Here is a 17,434-nt window from a genome sequence, read left to right as displayed (position 1 = left end):
AGAAACGAATGAACATCCATGAATATCAAGGCAAAGCCGTTCTGAAGGAGTTCGGTCTGCCGGTCTCCCGCGGCGTCGCCATCTTCTCCGCCGACGAGGCCGAGGCCGCCGCCAAGGAACTCGGAGGCCCGCTCTGGGTCGTGAAGTCCCAGATCCATGCGGGCGGCCGCGGCAAGGGCAAGTTCAAGGAATCGGAAGCCGGCGAGAAGGGCGGCGTGCGCCTTGCCAAGTCGGTTGACGAGGTGAAGCAATTCGCGAAAGAAATGCTCGGCAAGACCCTGGTGACGATCCAGACCGGCGAGGCCGGCAAGCAGGTCAACCGTCTCTATATCGAGGACGGCTCAGACATCGAGAGCGAGTTCTACCTCTCCATGCTGGTCGACCGCGCCACGGGCCAGGTGGCCTTCGTCGTCTCGACGGAAGGCGGCATGGATATCGAGCAGGTGGCTCACGACACCCCCGAGAAGATCCTCACCTTCTCGGTCGATCCCGCGACCGGCGTGATGCCGCACCACGGCCGCACCGTCGCCAAGGCGCTGGGCCTCAAAGGTCCGCTCGCCAAGGAAGCCGAGGACGTGGTCGCCAAGCTCTATAAAGCCTTCACGGCGAAGGACATGGAGATGCTGGAGATCAACCCGCTCATCGTCACCAAGGACGGGCACCTCAAGTGCCTCGACGCCAAGATCTCCTTCGACGGCAATGCCCTCTACCGTCACGCCGACGTGGTGCAGCTGCGCGACATCACGGAAGAAGACGACAAGGAAATCGAGGCCTCCAAGTACGATCTCGCCTACATCGCGCTGGACGGCACCATCGGCTGCATGGTCAACGGCGCGGGCCTTGCCATGGCGACGCTCGACATCATCAAGCTCTACGGCGAAGAGCCAGCGAACTTCCTCGATGTCGGCGGCGGCGCCTCCGAGGAAAAGGTGACGGCGGCGTTCAAGATCATCACGGCTGACCCTAACGTGAAGGGCATCCTGGTCAACATCTTCGGCGGCATCATGAAGTGCGACGTGATCGCCCGCGGCGTGATCGCTGCGGTGAAGACGGTGGGCCTGCAGGTTCCGCTGGTAGTGCGCCTCGAGGGCACCAACGTGGAAGAGGGCAAGCAGATCATCCGCGAGTCCGGCCTCAACGTGATCCCGGCGGACGACCTCGACGACGCCGCCCAGAAGATCGTCAACGCCGTGCGCGGCGGAAAGTAAGGTTCAGGCTGATGTCCATTCTCATCGACAAGAACACCAAGGTCATCTGCCAGGGCTTCACCGGCAAGAACGGGACCTTTCACTCCGAGCAGGCCATCGCCTACGGCACCAAGATGGTCGGCGGCACCTCGCCCGGCAAAGGCGGCTCTACGCACCTGAACCTGCCCGTGTTCGACACGGTCATGGAAGCCCGCGAGGCCACCGGCGCCGACGCCTCGGTGGTCTACGTGCCGCCTCCGGGCGCGGCCGATGCCATTTGCGAGGCCATCGCGGCCGAGATCCCGCTCATCGTCTGCATCACGGAGGGCATTCCGGTGCAGGACATGGTGCGCGTAAAGCGCTCGCTCCAGGGCTCCAAGTCGCGCCTCATCGGCCCCAACTGCCCGGGCATCGTGACGGCGGGCGAGTCGAAGATCGGCATCATGCCGGCCAACATCTTCAAGCCCGGCTCGGTGGGCATCGTGTCGCGCTCCGGCACGCTCACCTACGAGGCCGTGTTCCAGACCACCAACGAGGGCCTCGGCCAGACCACGGCGGTGGGCATCGGCGGCGACCCGGTGAAGGGCACCGAGTTCATCGAGATGCTCGACATGTTCCTGTCCGACCCGAAGACCGAGTCCATCGTCATGATCGGTGAGATCGGCGGCTCGGCCGAGGAAGAGGCGGCCGAGTTCATCGCCCGCGAGGCCAAGAAGGGCCGCAAGAAGCCGATGGTCGGCTTCATCGCCGGCCGCACGGCTCCTCCCGGACGCCGCATGGGCCATGCCGGCGCGATCATCTCCGGCGGCAAGGGCGGCGCGGAAGACAAGATCGCCGCCATGGAGGCCGCGGGCATCCGCGTGTCGCCGTCGCCGGCGCGCCTTGGAAAGACCTTGGTCGAGGTCCTCAAGGGCAAGTAACCGACGAGAGGTCGCCCCGAACCTGGGGCGGCCTATCCTGCATTTGGATTGAGTATTGCCATGGCACGCCAGGACGCCAACGAAAACTTTCTGAACACCGCTTTCCTCTATGGGGCCAACGCGTCCTATATCGAGGATCTTCATGCCCGTTATGAAAAGGATCCCTCCTCGGTCGACGCCGAGTGGCAGGCTTTCTTCGGCGCCTTGAAGGACGACAAGCAGGCTGTCGAGAAGGCCGCCAACGGACCGTCCTGGGAAAAGCCGAACTGGCCGATCCACGCCAACGGCGATCTCGTCTCTGCGCTCGACGGCAACTGGGCCCAGGTCGAGAAGGCGGTGGGCGACAAGATCAAGGCGAAGGCCCAAGCCAAGGGCGCCGAGATCAGCCAGGCCGACGTGCAGCAGGCGACCCGCGATTCCGTGCGCGCCATCATGCTGATCCGCGCCTATCGCGTGCGCGGCCACCTGCACGCCAAGCTCGATCCCCTCGACATCAACCCGCGTCCGAGCGACCAGGAACTGCACCCGTCGCATTACGGCTTCACGGAAGCCGACTGGGACCGCAAGATCTTCCTCGACAATGTGCTCGGCCTGGAATTCGGAACGGTCCGCGAGATCGTCACGCTCCTGGAGCGCACCTACTGCCAGACGCTGGGCGTCGAGTTCATGCACATCTCCGATCCGGCCGAGAAGGCCTGGATCCAGGAGCGCATCGAGGGGCCGGACAAGGAAATCACCTTCACCAAGGAAGGCAAGATCGCCATCCTCAACAAGCTCGTCGAGGCGGAAGGCTTCGAGAAGTTCCTGGATGTCCGCTACACCGGCACCAAGCGCTTCGGCCTCGATGGCGGCGAGTCGCTCATTCCGGCGCTCGAGCAGATCATCAAGCGCGGCGGCAATCTGGGCGTGAAGGAAATCGTGCTCGGCATGGCCCATCGCGGCCGCCTCAACGTGCTCACCCAGGTGATGGGCAAGCCGCATCGCGCCCTGTTCCACGAGTTCAAGGGCGGCTCCTTCGCCCCCGACGACGTGGAGGGCTCGGGCGACGTGAAGTACCATCTCGGCGCGTCCTCGGATCGCACCTTCGACGGCAACAACGTCCACTTGTCGCTCACCGCCAACCCGTCGCACCTGGAGATCGTCGATCCCGTGGTGCTCGGCAAGGTGCGCGCCAAGCAGGACCAGCACGGCTGCACGCCGGAGAACCGCGTGGCCGTCATGCCGCTCCTCATCCACGGCGACGCGGCCTTCGCGGGCCAGGGCGTGGTGGCGGAGTGCCTCGGCCTGTCCGGCCTGCGCGGTCACCGCACCGGCGGCTCGATCCACTTCATCATCAACAACCAGATCGGCTTCACCACCGATCCGCGCTTCTCGCGCTCCTCGCCCTATCCGTCGGACGTGGCCAAGATGGTGGAGGCGCCGATCTTCCACGTGAACGGCGACGATCCGGAGGCCGTGGTGTTCGCGGCGAAAGTTTCGGCCGAGTACCGCCAGCGCTTCCAGAAGCCTGTCGTCATCGACATGTTCTGCTACCGCCGCTTCGGCCACAACGAGGGCGACGAGCCGTCGTTCACCCAGCCGCTCATGTACCGCAAGATCCGGTCGCATCCGGCCATCGTGGAGCTCTACTCCAAGAAGCTGATCGCCGAGGGCATCGTCACCGAGGCCGAGGTCGACGAGATGAAGTCGAGCTGGCGCTCCAAGCTCGATGCCGAGTTCGACATCGCTTCGAACTACAAGCCCAATAAGGCCGACTGGCTCGACGGCCGCTGGTCGGGCATGAAGGCCGTGCGCGAGGATCAGGACGATCCGCGCCGCGGGCAGACCGGCGTCGCGGTCGAGACCCTGCAGCAGATCGGCAAGGCGCTCACCTCGATTCCCGAGGGCTTCCACCTCCACCGCACGATCCAGCGCTTCCTCGACAACCGCAAGAAGATGCTGGAAACCGGCGAAGGCTTCGACTGGGCCATGGCCGAGGCTTTGGCCTTCGGCTCGCTCCTGCTGGAGGGCCACCGGGTGCGCCTGTCCGGCCAGGACGTGGAACGCGGCACCTTCTCGCAGCGCCACTCGGTTCTCACCGACCAGGAGAACGAGGAGCGTTACACCAACCTCAACCACATTGCCGAGAACCAGGCCCGCTACGAGGTCATCAACTCGATGCTCTCGGAGGAGGCGGTGCTCGGCTTCGAGTACGGCTACACCTTGTCCGAGCCGAACGCGCTGACCCTGTGGGAAGCCCAGTTCGGCGACTTCGCCAACGGCGCTCAAGTTGTGTTCGACCAGTTCATCTCGTCGGGCGAGCGCAAGTGGCTGCGCATGTCGGGCCTCGTCTGCCTGTTGCCGCACGGCTACGAGGGCCAGGGACCGGAGCATTCCTCGGCCCGGCTTGAGCGTTGGCTGCAGATGTGCGCCGAGGACAACATGCAGGTGGGATACTGCTCGACCCCGTCGAACTACTTCCACATCCTGCGCCGTCAGCTCAAGCGCGACTTCCGCAAGCCGCTGATCCTGATGACGCCGAAGAGCCTGCTGCGCCACAAGCGCTGCACGTCCTCGCTCAGTGACATCTCGGAAGGCACGTACTTCCACCGGGTTCTGCAGGACGATGCGCAGCTCGGGCGCGACGTGGTCAAGCTGGTAAAGGACGACAAGATCCGGCGCGTGGTGATCTGCACCGGCAAGGTCTATTACGACCTGCTGGAGGAGCGCGAGAAGCGGGGCATCGACGACGTGTACCTGCTGCGCGTCGAGCAGCTCTATCCGTTCCCGGCGAAGTCGTTGGCGGCCGAGATCTCCCGCTTCAAGAAGGCCGATGTGGTGTGGTGCCAGGAAGAACCCAAGAACATGGGCTCCTGGGGCTTCGTCGAGCCTTACCTCGAATGGGTGCTCAAGACGGCAGGCTCCAAGGTGGATCGTCCCCGTTATGTGGGCCGCCCCGCTTCTGCCGCCACCGCCACCGGCCTCATGTCCAAGCACATGGCCCAATTGCAGGCATTCCTCGACGAGGCTTTCGCGGGGTAACACCGCGAGAGCTCTCACCCGATTCCGAGGGGCTCGTCCGAGCCCCGCAAAGACCAAAAGACGATCATGGCAACCGAAATCCGCGTACCCACCCTTGGCGAATCCGTTTCAGAGGCCACCATCGGCCGCTGGTTCAAGAAGCCCGGCGACCCGGTTAAGGCCGACGAGCCCGTGCTGGAGCTCGAAACCGATAAGGTGACCCTCGAGGTCAACGCTCCGGCGAGCGGCACGCTGGGCGACATCGTCGCCAAGGACGGCGAGACGGTGAGCCCCGGCGCGGTGCTCGGCTCAATCGTCGAAGGCAACGGCGCTGCGTCGGCTGCCGCACCTGCTCCCAAGGCCGAAGCTCCGAAGGCTGCACCGGCACCGGCTCCCGCAGCGGCGCCTGCGCCTGCCGCGGCTCCTGCTGCTGCAGCCTCCCGTGACAATGGACCTGCCGTCAGCCGCTTGGCTGCCGAGAGCGGCGTGAGCCCCGCCAACGTGACAGGCTCCGGCAAGGACGGCCGCGTGACCAAGGGCGACATGCTTGCGGCCATCGCCACGGGCGGCGCCCAGGCTGCTGCGCCGAGCGCCCCGGTCCAGATGCGGGCCCCGTCCGCTCCGGTCGATGCCGAGCGCGAAGAGCGCGTGAAGATGACCAAGCTGCGCCAGACCATCGCGCGCCGCCTCAAGGACGCCCAGAACACCGCCGCCATGCTGACCACGTTCAACGACGTGGACATGAGCGCCGTGATGCAGTTGCGCAGTCAGTACAAGGACGTGTTCGAGAAGAAGCACGGCACCAAGCTCGGCTTCATGGGCTTCTTCACCAAGGCGGTGATCCAGGCCTTGCGCGACGTCCCGGCGGTGAACGCCGAGATCGACGGCGGAGACCTCGTCTACAAGAACTACTACCACATCGGCATCGCGGTCGGCACCGAGAAGGGCCTCGTGGTTCCCGTGGTGCGCAACGCGGACCTGCTGTCGGTAGCCGGCATCGAGAAGAGCATTTCCGATTTCGGCCGCCGTGCCCGTGACGGCAAGCTTTCCATCGACGAGATGCAGGGCGGCACCTTCACCATCACCAACGGCGGCATCTACGGCTCGCTCATGTCCACGCCGATCCTCAACGCGCCGCAATCGGGCATTCTCGGCATGCACCGCATCGAGGACCGTCCGGTCGTGCGCAACGGCCAGGTGGTGGTGCGCCCGATGATGTATCTCGCGCTGTCCTACGATCACCGCATCGTCGACGGCAAGGAAGCCGTGACCTTCCTGGTGCGGGTCAAGGAGGCGCTGGAGGATCCGGCGCGTCTCGTGCTCGATCTGTAAGTTTTCATCATTCCTGTCATGGCCGGCCTTGTGCCGGCCATCTCGATCGGAGAGGCATCGTGCTTCACCGCATCGGGATCACCGGCACAAGGCCGGTGATGACGAAGCGAGGGTTCAATCAATGTCCTACGATCTCATCGTCATCGGCACCGGCCCCGGCGGCTACGTGGCCGCCATCCGGGCAGCCCAACTCGGCCTGAAGACCGCCGTCGTCGAAAAGCGCAAGACCCATGGCGGCACCTGCCTGAACATCGGCTGCATTCCGTCCAAGGCCCTGCTGCATGCCTCGCACATGTTCCAGGATGCGCAGCACTTCGCCGACATGGGCATCGGCGTCAGCGCGCCGACGCTCGATCTCGCGAAGATGCTGTCCTTCAAGCAGGAGGGCGTCGAGGGCAACACCAAGGGTGTCGAGTTCCTGCTCAAGAAGAACAAGATCGACGCCTTCATCGGCCATGCTCGCATCGCCGCCGTGGGCCAGGTCGAGGTGACCGGCGAGGACGGCTCGAACCAGATGCTGGAGACGAAGAACATCGTCATCGCCACCGGCTCCGACGTGACGCGCCTGCCCGGCATCGAGATCGACGAGAAGGTGATCGTGTCCTCCACCGGAGCGCTGGAGCTGGAGAGCGTGCCGAAGCGCCTCGTGGTGATCGGCGCCGGCGTCATCGGCCTGGAGCTCGGCTCCGTGTGGCGGCGCCTGGGCGCGGAGGTCACCGTGGTGGAATATCTCGACCGCATCCTGCCTGGCATGGACGGCGAGGTCGCCAAGAACTTCCAGCGCATCCTGGGCAAGCAGGGCTTCCAGTTCAAGCTCGGCTCCAAGGTGACGGGCGTCGAGAGAACCGCCAACGGCGCGACGCTGACCGTCGAGCCTGCCGCCGGTGGGACGCCCGAGACCATCGAAGCCGACGTGGTGCTGGTCGCCATCGGCCGCGTGCCTTACACGCAGGGTCTCGGCCTCGACCATGTGGGCGTCCAGCTCGACAACCGCGGCCGCATCCAGACGGACGCGCATTTCTCCACCAACATCACCGGCATCTACGCCATCGGCGACGTGATTGCCGGCCCCATGCTGGCCCACAAGGCCGAGGACGAGGGTGTAGCGGTGGCCGAGATCATCGCCGGCAAGGCGGGCCACGTGAACTACGACGTGATCCCGAGCGTGGTCTACACCTTCCCGGAGGTCGCCTCCGTGGGCAAGACCGAGGAGGAGTTGAAGGCTGCGGGCATCGCCTACAACGCGGGCAAGTTCCCGTTCACGGCCAACGGCCGCGCCAAGGTGAACCGCACCACGGACGGCTTCGTGAAGATCCTGGCCGATGCCTCGACCGACAAGGTGCTCGGCGTCCATATCGTCGGCCCGGAAGCCGGCAACCTCATCCACGAGGCGGCCATCGCCATGGAGTTCGGCGCCTCCTCCGAGGACATGGCCCGCACCTGCCATGCGCACCCGACGCTCGCGGAGGCTGTGAAGGAAGCAGCACTCGCAGTGGAGAAGCGCGCCATTCACATGTAAGATGGTGAGATGGCAAAGCTCCACTTCATCTACTCTGTGATGAACGCAGGCAAGACAACCCATCTCCTGCAGGTTCGCTACAACTACATCGAGAACGGCGGCAACGTGCTGCTGTTCACGAGCCTGATCGACGACCGTTTCGGCGTGGGCAAGGTGAAATCCCGCATCGGCCTCGAGGCCGATGCGATCCCCTTGCGGAAGATCGACGACATCGGCGCCATCGTGGCGGCCGAGCATGCGAAGAAGCCGGTCACGGTGGTGCTGGTCGATGAAGTCCAGTTCATGACCGCCGATCAGGTCCGCCAGCTCGCCTGGATCGTCGACGAGCTGAACGTGCCCGTGATGGCCTATGGGCTCAAGAACAACGTCTACGGCACCCTGTTCAGCGACGCGATCATCGCCATGATGGCGCTGGCGCAGGATTTTCAGGAGATCAAGCAGCTCTGCCATTGCGGCCGCAAGGCCACGATGATCCTGAAATACGACCGCAACGGCGAGGCTGTGCGCTCGGGTCCGGTGGTCGAGATCGGCGGCGAGGGCCGCTACGTTTCGGTTTGCCGTCCGCACTGGACCAAGGGCGACATCGGACCCGCGGCGCGGCAGCTGCTGGCTCAGCCGGTGGCGGCGGAATAAACAACGGCAGGTGTCATCCCGGCGGTCCGTGAGGGCCGGGACAGGGATCCATGGCGCTGAGCGTGTGAGTGGATCCCCTTCCCCTCCGCTGACGCTGCGGCCGACAATGACACGGCAGGGAGCACCACGCAGTCATCCCCGGCGAGCGAAGCGAGGGAAGGGGATCCATACCCGCGGACGGTGCAGAGCAAGAGCAGCGCATGCCGCCGCGCATTTCCTCCGACCGTCGTGGTTCTGGATCCCGCCTGCGCGGGAATGACACCGTCGAGGCAGCAGCGCTTTATCCTGTACGCGATCACGGATCGGCTCCGCCGTCCAGGATGATGCCTGACGCTTTACTTGACCCGCGCCCGTGGATGCGCCGCGTTGAACGCATCCATCAACCGGGCCGCGTCCACCTTGGTGTAGAGCTGCGTGGTCGAAAGCGAGGCGTGGCCCAGAAGTTCCTGGATGCCCCGCAGGTCGCCGCCCCGGGCGAGCAGATGGGTGGCGAAGGAATGGCGCAGGGCATGGGGGGTGGCGCTGTCGGGCAGGCCAAGCGCCCCGCGCAGTTCCTCGACCGCGAGCTGGATGATGCGGGGCGAGAGCGGTCCGCCGCGGGCGCCGACGAAGAGCGGGCCCTCCGGCGGGATCGCATAGGGGCAGAGCGCCAGATACTCCTCCACAGCCCGTTGGGCTGCCGGGATCACCGGCACGCTGCGCATCTTGCCGCCCTTGCCGGTCACGGTGATCGTGTCGAGCCCGTTGATGGGCGCATCCCGCCGCTGCAGGCCGAGCGCTTCGGAAATGCGCAGGCCCGCCCCATAGAGCAGCGACAGCACGGCGGCGTCCCGGGCCAGGATCCAGGGCTTGCGGTTCTCCGACGCCCTCGTTTCCGCATCCGTCACCGCGACGGCCGAGGAGGCGGACAGCGGACGCGGCAGGTTCCTGTCCACCTTGGGGGTGCGAATCGCCGCAAAGGCGGAAGCCGTGCCATGCCCCTCCCGCTCCAGGTGACGGGCGAAGGAGCGAAGCGCCGCAAGCTGGCGCATGAGGGAGCGGCTTCCCACCGAATCCATGCGCCGCGCTGCCAGGAACGCGCGGATGTCCATGGGCTTCAGATCCAGGATCCCTTTGACGCTCGGCGGCTCCCCGAGATGGTTCGTCAGAAAGGCCAGGAATTGGCGCAGGTCCCGCGCATAGGCCTCCACCGTCTTGGCCGACAGCCGCCGCTCCTTGGCGAGCGAGGCGAGCCATGCCTTCGCCTCCCGGCGCGTGTCGTCCGCGCCGGGAAGAACGAGATCCAAGATCGAGGATGGAGTCTTTGCATCTGCCACAGATCCACTATCGGCGCACGGCGTTGCCAAATTGTGAACTGTGGCTTGCAAGGCGATGAGACGATATTCAGGACATGAAAGAGCAAGCGGAGAAGCAGGATGAGCCAGGGCAAGGGCAGCGTTCCGGGAACGGCGGGTTACGCCGAGCAGGCCGATGATCTCGTCGAGTCGTACGAGAGCGTGATTTTCGACGATCTCTACCGGCCTCTGATCGAGCTGCTGCCGGAGGGCGGCAAGGCCATGGATGTGGGCGCCGGCACAGGCCGCGATGCGGCTGCCCTGGCGCGACGCGGCTTTCGGGTTCATGCCGTTGAGCCGACCGCCGAGCTGCGAGCCCATGCCCAGCGTCTTCATCCTGATCCGAATATCGTCTGGATCGACGATTCCCTGCCTGACCTGCCGCAGGTTCACGCCAGCGGCGAACGGTTCGACCTCATTCTCATGACGGCCGTGTGGATGCACCTCGACGAGAGCGAGCGAAACCGTGCCTTGTCCCGGATCGCGCGGTTGCTGGCTGTCCGGGGCAGGATCTTCATGACGGTCCGGAAAGGACCGGTGCCTGCCGGTAGACGGATGTTCGAAGTGCTCATCGATCCTCTGGTGGCACAGGCGCAGGATGTTGGGCTAAAGCTCCTGCGAAGATATGAATTCGCCGATATGCTTGGCCGCAGGGACGTGAGCTGGACCATGCTTGCGTTCGAGAGGGAAAATCGGGTCTAAGCGTTATGTTCATGCTGTCTTTGTTCATGTCTGTTTCCTGATGGTCGCCAAGATCGCCGATGTCCTCATCCCGCTGGCGCTGGACACGGCCTATTCCTACGCCGTGCCGGACGGCCTCGCCCTCGAGGAGGGCGACGTGGTGCAGGTGCCGCTCGCCAATCGTGAGGTGGCGGGCGTCGTCTGGAGCATGCGGGAGGGGCAGGGCGGCAACCTGAAGAAGGTGACGGGAGTCATCGACGCGCCGAACCTGTCGCCGAAGATGCGCAAGTTCCTGGACTGGATCGCCTGGTATACGCTTGCGCCCAAGGGCTCGGCGCTCGCCATGGGTCTCAAGATTCCCGACATGGATCGGCAGGAGGTGGCCCGGGTCGGCGTGAAGCTCGCAGGCGCATTGCCCAAGCGCATGACGCCGGCGCGGCAGAAGGTGATCGAGGTTGCCCAGGACGGGGCCGTTCGGCTCAAAAGCGAGCTGGCCCATGCGGCAGGGGTCAGCAACGGCGTGATCGACGGCCTCATCGACGAAGGGACGCTGGAGACAGTGGCTCTCCTGGCCGAGCCCGTGGCCGAGATGCCGGATGCGGGCTTCGGCCAAACCGGCCTCTCCGACGGCCAGCGCGACGCGGCAAACGAGATCGTGGCCAGCATGGGCGAGGAGCATCCCCCCGTGATCCTGCTCGAGGGCGTCACGGGCTCTGGCAAGACGGAGGTGTATTTCGAGGCCGTGGCCGAGGCCGTCCGCACCGGGCGGCAGGCGCTGATCCTCATGCCGGAGATCGCGCTCACGGCCCAGTTCCTCGACCGGTTCGCCGCCCGCTTCGGCGTGAAGCCCGCCACCTGGCATTCGGGGGTCACGGGCCGCCGGCGCGAGCGGCTCTATGCGGGCATCGCGTCCGGCGAGGTGAAGGTGGTGGCCGGCGCCCGCTCGGCCCTGTTCCTGCCCTATGCGGATCTCGGCCTCATCGTCGTCGATGAGGAGCACGAGACCGCCTACAAGCAGGAGGACGGGGTGCATTATCACGCCCGCGACATGGCTGTGGTGCGCGGCAAGATCGAGCACGCTCCGGTGCTGCTTGCGTCTGCGACCCCGTCCATCGAGAGCCGGGTCAATGTGGAGCGCGGGCGCTACCGCCATGTGAAGCTGCCTGAGCGATTCGGCGGGCGCTCCATGCCGAAGATCCGGGCCGTGGACCTGCGCCGGGAGGAGATCCCCAAAGGGCGCTGGCTGTCGCCGACCCTGGTGCTGTCGGTGGAGGACACGGTGGCCCGCGGCGAGCAGGCGCTGCTCTTCCTCAACCGGCGCGGCTATGCGCCCCTGACCCTCTGCCGGGCTTGTGCCCATCGCTACGAGTGCCCGAACTGCTCCTCCTGGCTCGTGGAGCACCGGTTCCGGCGCTCCCTCGTGTGCCACCATTGCGGCCATGTGGAGCGCACGCCGCAGGCCTGCGTCGAATGCGGCAGCATCGATTCGCTGGTGCCCTGCGGCCCCGGCGTCGAGCGAATCGCCGAAGAGGCGGCGGCGCTGTTCCCGGACAAGCGCTGCATCGTGCTGTCCAGCGACTTTCCCGGCGGCACGGAGCGGCTGCGGGCGGAGCTCGCCGCCATCGCGGCGGGCGAGTTCGACATCGTGATCGGCACCCAGCTCGTGGCCAAGGGCCACAATTTCCCGCTGATGACCCTGGTGGGCGTGCTCGACGCCGATATCGGCCTCACCTCCGGCGATCCGCGCGCCGCCGAGCGCACCTTCCAGATGCTGCAGCAGGTGACGGGCCGGGCCGGGCGGTTCGAGAAGCCCGGGCGAGCCCTGGTCCAGACCTGGCAGCCGGACCACCCCGTGATCGCGGCCCTGGTGTCGGGCGACGCGGAGCGCTTCTACGAGGAGGAGACCCGGGTTCGCGAGATGGCGGGCCTGCCCCCCTTTGGGCGCTTGGCCTCCCTCATCGTCTCGGCCGCCGACCGCGAGGCGGCTGAGGCTCATGCCCGTGCTATGGCGCAGGTGGCCGAGCCGCCCCCCGGCGTCACCGTGCTCGGCCCCGCCGAGGCGCCGCTGGCTCTCATCCGCGGCCGCTACCGCTACCGGCTCCTGGTGAAAACCGAGCGGGAGGTGGACCTCCAGGCCTATCTGCGGGGTTGGATGGCCCGCTGCCCCAAGATCCGGGGAAACACGCGGGTGTCCATCGACGTGGATCCGCAGAGCTTTCTCTAAGTGTGATTTTCAAGCTCATCCTGGGCTTCTCTGGAGAATGCTCCTATCCAGCTGGGGGTGCTTAGCCGCCCTCCAAAGAGGTTTGGCGTGTCTGGAACCTAAGTTTTATCGAGATGGTGTAATCGTAAGAGTTTATTCTCAATTAGAGCTACCAGGGTCCTGAAACTTGAGCAGAATTAACATGTTGTAACAGTAAGGCAGGCGTGGCCTGCCACTTCTGCGTTTTTACCAGGTTGCAAAATGGCCTCTGTTCTGCTGATCCCGGCTCGCTACTCGGTTCTCCTTCTGGCTGCTCTGCTTCTCCTTCTAGCTGCTCTGCTGCTGCTTCCCTCGATCTTGCCCACCGCTTCCGAGGATGCGCGCTTTTCCATCTCTACTAAAGCGGAGGGTCGAAGGCTTCTCGTGATTGGCAATAACAGTCTCAATCACGATCTGATATGTGATTACAGCGTCAGTCTGCGCATGGGCAAACTCAACCCTGAGGACCAGTCTGCCGCGAATGTGCGGCAACTGAATACGCCTCATGGCCCGATCTCCGTGGGGACATCTGACGAGAATTTGAGCAGCATCGGTCGGCAGGGCGCACGATTTCCCAAGGGCTCCCTAGGCTATGTGTTGGAAAGCCAGGAATTTCGGGTCGAGATCGTGAGGGCGGATCTCACCTCATATGGCTGCCGTCTGAAGGAGACGTTCGCGGGATCTGAAAAGGATCAGTCTCAGCCTCCGTTCGACAAACGGTAGCGTCCGTCACCCCTTGCGAACCACGTCAGGCCGGTCCAAAAGGCCCCATGCCCAAAATCGTCCATTGCATCCGCCACGGCCAATCCACCTTCAATGCCCACTGGGCCGAGCACGGGGAGGACCCGGGGCATATCGATGCGCCCCTGACGGAACTCGGCCGACAGCAGGTCGCCGAGCGCGCCCCGGAATTGCGCCAGCACCCCTATGAGCTGGTCGTGACCTCGCCGCTGACCCGGGCGATCCAGACCACCATGGGGCTGTTCGGGGACCATCCCGCCTCGCCTGCGATCCTCGTGGAATGCCTCCATCGCGAGCACCTGGAGAGCAGCTGCGACGTGGGCCGTGCCGTCTCCCACCTGGCTCAGGACTTCCCCCACCTGCATTTCGGCCATCTCGAAGAGGTCTGGTGGCACAACGAGGGCGAGGTGAACGAGCGGGGCTTCGTCTACGAGCCGGCCCACGTGTTCGAGGAGCGGGTCGACCGGTTCCGGGCTTGGCTGGCCGAGCGGCCCGAGACCATGATTGCGGTCGTGGGGCACGGCACCTTCTTCAGCAGGCTCGTCGGCCGCTTCCTGAACAACTGCGAGGTCGCCGCCTTGGAGCTCTGAGCCGTCGCCTTAACCAGCTTGCCCGTTTTTCCTGGCCAAGCAGGGGCTTGCTCGCCTTGCGCCTCGGAAAAACCCATGCTAGTGCACCCTCGCCTGACGGGCGGAGAAGGCTTTCGTCCCAGGCTCATTTCCACACCTCACGGGTTTCCCGAGAGCCTTCGAAGGCTCTCCCGGTCCGAGGCCCGTTAAGACACGAGAGAGACGGTTACGTGGCGCAAAGCGGTTCGCATGAAGGACCCCTCCTGTCGGGCGTAGCGTTGCGCTATGCTTCGGCGCTGTTCGAGCTCGCTCGGGAAGCGAATGCCGTGGACGCCGTTGCCGGCGATCTCGATCGCTTCGATCAGATGATCCGGGGCAGCGAGGACTTGCAGCGCCTGATCCGCAACCCCATTTTCACGGCCGAGGAGCAGTCGAACGCGATCGGTGCGATTCTCGACAAGGCGGACCTTTCGGGCCTTGCGGGCAATTTCATCCGCCTCGTGGCATCCAAGCGCCGGCTCTTCGCCTTGCCCGACATGATCCGCGCCTATCAGAACCTCGTGTCTGATGCGAAGGGCATCGTCCGGGCGCAGGTGACCCTGGCGGAAACGCCTTCCGACACCGTAATGAACGAAATCAAGGCGGCGCTGCGCGACGTCGCTAAGGCTGACGTCTCCGTCGACGTCAAAATCGACCCGAGCCTCATCGGCGGTCTCATCGTGAAGATGGGCTCCCGCATGGTGGATGCCTCGGTGCGCACCAAACTCAATTCCATTCGTCTAGCGATGAAAGAGGTCCGATAATGGACATTCGAGCCGCTGAGATCTCCGCGATCCTCAAAGAGCAGATCAAGAACTTCGGCACCGAGGCTGAAGTCACCGAAGTCGGTCAGGTGCTGTCCGTCGGCGACGGCATTGCCCGTTGCTACGGCCTCGACAATGTCCAGGCCGGCGAGATGGTGCAATTCGAGTCGGGCGTGCAGGGCATGGCCCTCAACCTCGAGACCGACAATGTCGGCGTCGTGGTGTTCGGCTCCGACCGTGAGATCGCCGAAGGCCAGACCGTGAAGCGGACCGGCTCCATCGTGGACGTGCCGGTCGGCAAGGGCCTGCTCGGCCGCGTCGTCGACGCGCTCGGCAATCCCATCGACGGCAAGGGCCCGATCGTGGCCACCGAGCGCCGCCGCGTGGACGTGAAGGCGCCGGGCATCATCCCGCGCAAGTCCGTGCACGAGCCGATGGCGACGGGCCTCAAGTCCATCGACGCCCTCATCCCGGTCGGCCGCGGCCAGCGCGAGCTGATCATCGGCGACCGCCAGACCGGCAAGACCGCGATCATCCTCGACACGATCCTCAACCAGAAGCCCCTGAACCAGGGCGACGACGAGAGCCAGAAGCTCTACTGCGTCTACGTCGCGGTGGGCCAGAAGCGCTCCACGGTTGCGCAGTTCGTGAAGGTTCTGGAAGAGAACGGCGCGCTGGAATACTCCATCATCGTCGCTGCGACCGCCTCGGATCCCGCTCCGATGCAGTTCCTGGCGCCGTTTGCCGGCTGCGCCATGGGCGAGTACTTCCGCGACAACGGCATGCATGCCGTGATCACTTACGACGATCTGTCCAAGCAGGCCGTCGCCTACCGCCAGATGTCGCTGCTGCTGCGCCGTCCGCCGGGCCGCGAGGCTTACCCGGGCGACGTGTTCTACCTGCATTCGCGTCTGCTCGAGCGCGCCGCGAAGCTCAACGACAGCCAGGGCGCGGGTTCGCTCACCGCTCTGCCGGTCATCGAGACGCAGGCCAACGACGTGTCGGCCTACATCCCGACCAATGTGATCTCGATCACCGACGGTCAGATCTTCCTCGAGACGGACCTGTTCTACCAGGGCATTCGTCCGGCCGTGAACGTCGGCCTCTCCGTGTCTCGCGTGGGTTCCTCGGCCCAGACGAAGGCGATGAAGAAGGTCGCGGGCAAGATCAAGGGCGAGCTGGCGCAGTATCGCGAGATGGCGGCCTTCGCCCAGTTCGGCTCCGATCTCGATGCCACGACCCAGCGCCTCCTGAACCGTGGCTCACGTCTCACCGAGCTCCTGAAGCAGCCGCAGTTCTCGCCGCTGAAGATGGAAGAGCAGGTTGCCGTGATCTATGCCGGCGTGAACGGCTACCTCGACAACCTGCCCCTCAACCGGGTGCGGGCGTTCGAGGACGGGCTGCTCTCGCTCCTGCGCGGCAAGCACGCCGACATCCTGGGCGCCATCCGCGCCTCCAAGGACCTTGCGAGCGACACGGAAGCGAAGCTGAAGGACGTCGTCCAGAACTTCGCCAAGTCGTTCTCGTAAGACTGCGTACTGTTAAAGATCCAGCCGGATTTCCGGAGAGGGTAGGGCCGCTCGATGCCGAGCTTAAAAGACCTTCGTAACCGCATCGCCTCTGTCAAGGCGACGCAGAAGATCACCAAGGCCATGCAGATGGTGGCCGCCGCGAAGCTGCGCCGCGCGCAGACCGCGGCGGAGGCCGCGCGTCCTTATGCGGAGCGCATGTCCGTGGTGCTCGGCAATCTCGCGTCCGGCATCACTGTCGGGCCCGAGACGCCCCGTCTCCTGGCCGGCACCGGATCGGACCGCGTACACCTGCTGATCGTCTGCACTGCCGAGCGTGGCCTGTGCGGTGCGTTCAACTCGTCCATCGCGCGGCTTGCCCGCGACCATGCCAACAGGCTCATGGCCGAGGGCAAGACCGTCAAGATCATCTGCGTGGGCAAGAAGGGCTACGATGTCCTTCGCCGCCAGTTCGCCGAGCAGATCATCGAACTCATCGATCTGCGCTCCGTGCGCCAGCTCAGCTTCGAGCAGGGCGACATGATCGCCCAGAAAGTGCTCGCTCGCTTCGAGGCGGGCGAATTCGACGTGGCGACCCTGTTCTACTCGCGCTTCCGCTCGGTGATCGCCCAGATCCCGACGGCGCAGCAGATCATCCCGGCCCAGATCGAAGCCAGCACCGGCTCGTCCGATGCGGTTTACGACTACGAGCCCGAGGAAGGCGAGATCCTCACCACGCTCCTGCCGCGTAATCTCACCGTGCAGATCTTCCGCGCGCTGCTGGAGAACGCCGCCTCCGAACAGGGCGCCCGCATGAGCGCCATGGACAATGCGACCCGTAACGCGGGCGAGATGATCAAGAAGCAGACGATGACCTACAACCGGTCCCGTCAGGCGATGATCACCAAGGAACTGATCGAAATCATTTCGGGCGCCGAGGCGCTCTGACAAGCATCCGAGAGGAG

General features: G+C 65.0%; 14 protein-coding genes. 13 read left to right on the top strand and 1 reads right to left on the bottom strand.

Annotation, left to right across the window (positions count from 1 at the left end; all coding sequences use genetic code 11):
- Positions 1-8: 8 nt before the first annotated feature.
- The 6 genes from sucC (at position 9) to JKG68_RS12315 (ending at position 8,591) form a co-directional block, all read left to right on the top strand.
- On the top strand, positions 9-1,208 hold the full coding sequence (sucC, locus tag JKG68_RS12340; protein ID WP_202059757.1) for an ADP-forming succinate--CoA ligase subunit beta: 1,200 nt from the start codon (positions 9-11) through the stop codon (positions 1,206-1,208).
- Positions 1,209-1,219: 11 nt separating this feature from the next.
- The gene (sucD, locus tag JKG68_RS12335) at positions 1,220-2,107 is read left to right on the top strand and encodes a succinate--CoA ligase subunit alpha (RefSeq protein WP_202059755.1); all 888 of its coding nucleotides are present in this window, start codon (positions 1,220-1,222) and stop codon (positions 2,105-2,107) included.
- 60 nt (positions 2,108-2,167) lie between these two features.
- Positions 2,168-5,128 (top strand): 2-oxoglutarate dehydrogenase E1 component, encoded by a 2,961-nt coding sequence (locus JKG68_RS12330; protein WP_202059753.1) that lies wholly within the window; start codon positions 2,168-2,170, stop codon positions 5,126-5,128.
- Between the two features lie 66 nt (positions 5,129-5,194).
- Positions 5,195-6,439 (top strand): 2-oxoglutarate dehydrogenase complex dihydrolipoyllysine-residue succinyltransferase, encoded by a 1,245-nt coding sequence (gene odhB, locus JKG68_RS12325; protein ID WP_202059751.1) that lies wholly within the window; start codon positions 5,195-5,197, stop codon positions 6,437-6,439.
- Positions 6,440-6,560: 121 nt separating this feature from the next.
- On the top strand, positions 6,561-7,958 hold the full coding sequence (gene lpdA / locus JKG68_RS12320) for a dihydrolipoyl dehydrogenase (protein WP_202059749.1): 1,398 nt from the start codon (positions 6,561-6,563) through the stop codon (positions 7,956-7,958).
- Between the two features lie 9 nt (positions 7,959-7,967).
- Positions 7,968-8,591 carry a thymidine kinase gene (locus JKG68_RS12315; RefSeq protein WP_202059747.1) on the top strand — a complete coding sequence of 208 codons (624 nt, stop codon included), beginning with the start codon at positions 7,968-7,970 and terminating at the stop codon, positions 8,589-8,591.
- Between the two features lie 335 nt (positions 8,592-8,926).
- Here JKG68_RS12315 and JKG68_RS12310 read toward each other — a convergent pair whose 3' ends face one another.
- Complete coding sequence (locus JKG68_RS12310; RefSeq protein WP_202059745.1) at positions 8,927-9,907, bottom strand: tyrosine recombinase XerC; 981 nt, start codon at positions 9,905-9,907, stop codon at positions 8,927-8,929.
- 99 nt (positions 9,908-10,006) lie between these two features.
- On the opposite strand from JKG68_RS12310, the gene JKG68_RS12305 reads away from it, so the two are divergent.
- From JKG68_RS12305 to JKG68_RS12275, 7 genes are all read left to right on the top strand, one after another.
- Positions 10,007-10,627 carry a class I SAM-dependent methyltransferase gene (locus JKG68_RS12305; RefSeq protein WP_202059743.1) on the top strand — a complete coding sequence of 207 codons (621 nt, stop codon included), beginning with the start codon at positions 10,007-10,009 and terminating at the stop codon, positions 10,625-10,627.
- A 40-nt stretch (positions 10,628-10,667) separates the two neighbouring features.
- Positions 10,668-12,830: a primosomal protein N' gene (locus tag JKG68_RS12300; protein ID WP_202059741.1), complete on the top strand. Its 2,163-nt coding sequence runs from the start codon at positions 10,668-10,670 to the stop codon at positions 12,828-12,830.
- A 240-nt stretch (positions 12,831-13,070) separates the two neighbouring features.
- Positions 13,071-13,571, top strand: a complete 501-nt coding sequence (locus JKG68_RS12295) for a hypothetical protein (protein ID WP_202059739.1) — start codon at positions 13,071-13,073, stop codon at positions 13,569-13,571.
- Between the two features lie 47 nt (positions 13,572-13,618).
- Positions 13,619-14,179: a histidine phosphatase family protein gene (locus JKG68_RS12290; RefSeq protein WP_202059737.1), complete on the top strand. Its 561-nt coding sequence runs from the start codon at positions 13,619-13,621 to the stop codon at positions 14,177-14,179.
- Positions 14,180-14,388: 209 nt separating this feature from the next.
- Positions 14,389-14,961, top strand: a complete 573-nt coding sequence (locus tag JKG68_RS12285) for a F0F1 ATP synthase subunit delta (RefSeq protein WP_202059735.1) — start codon at positions 14,389-14,391, stop codon at positions 14,959-14,961.
- Positions 14,961-16,490, top strand: a complete 1,530-nt coding sequence (gene atpA, locus JKG68_RS12280; protein WP_202059733.1) for a F0F1 ATP synthase subunit alpha — start codon at positions 14,961-14,963, stop codon at positions 16,488-16,490. The genes JKG68_RS12285 and atpA overlap by 1 nt, the downstream gene beginning before the upstream one ends.
- A 54-nt stretch (positions 16,491-16,544) precedes the next feature.
- Positions 16,545-17,417 carry a F0F1 ATP synthase subunit gamma gene (locus JKG68_RS12275; protein WP_202059731.1) on the top strand — a complete coding sequence of 291 codons (873 nt, stop codon included), beginning with the start codon at positions 16,545-16,547 and terminating at the stop codon, positions 17,415-17,417.
- Positions 17,418-17,434: the final 17 nt, after the last annotated feature.

Source organism: Microvirga aerilata (assembly GCF_016743775.1).
Taxonomy (GTDB): domain Bacteria; phylum Pseudomonadota; class Alphaproteobacteria; order Rhizobiales; family Beijerinckiaceae; genus Microvirga; species Microvirga aerilata.
Note: the sequence above shows the minus strand (reverse complement) of the source record. Positions and strands in the feature narration are given on the sequence as shown.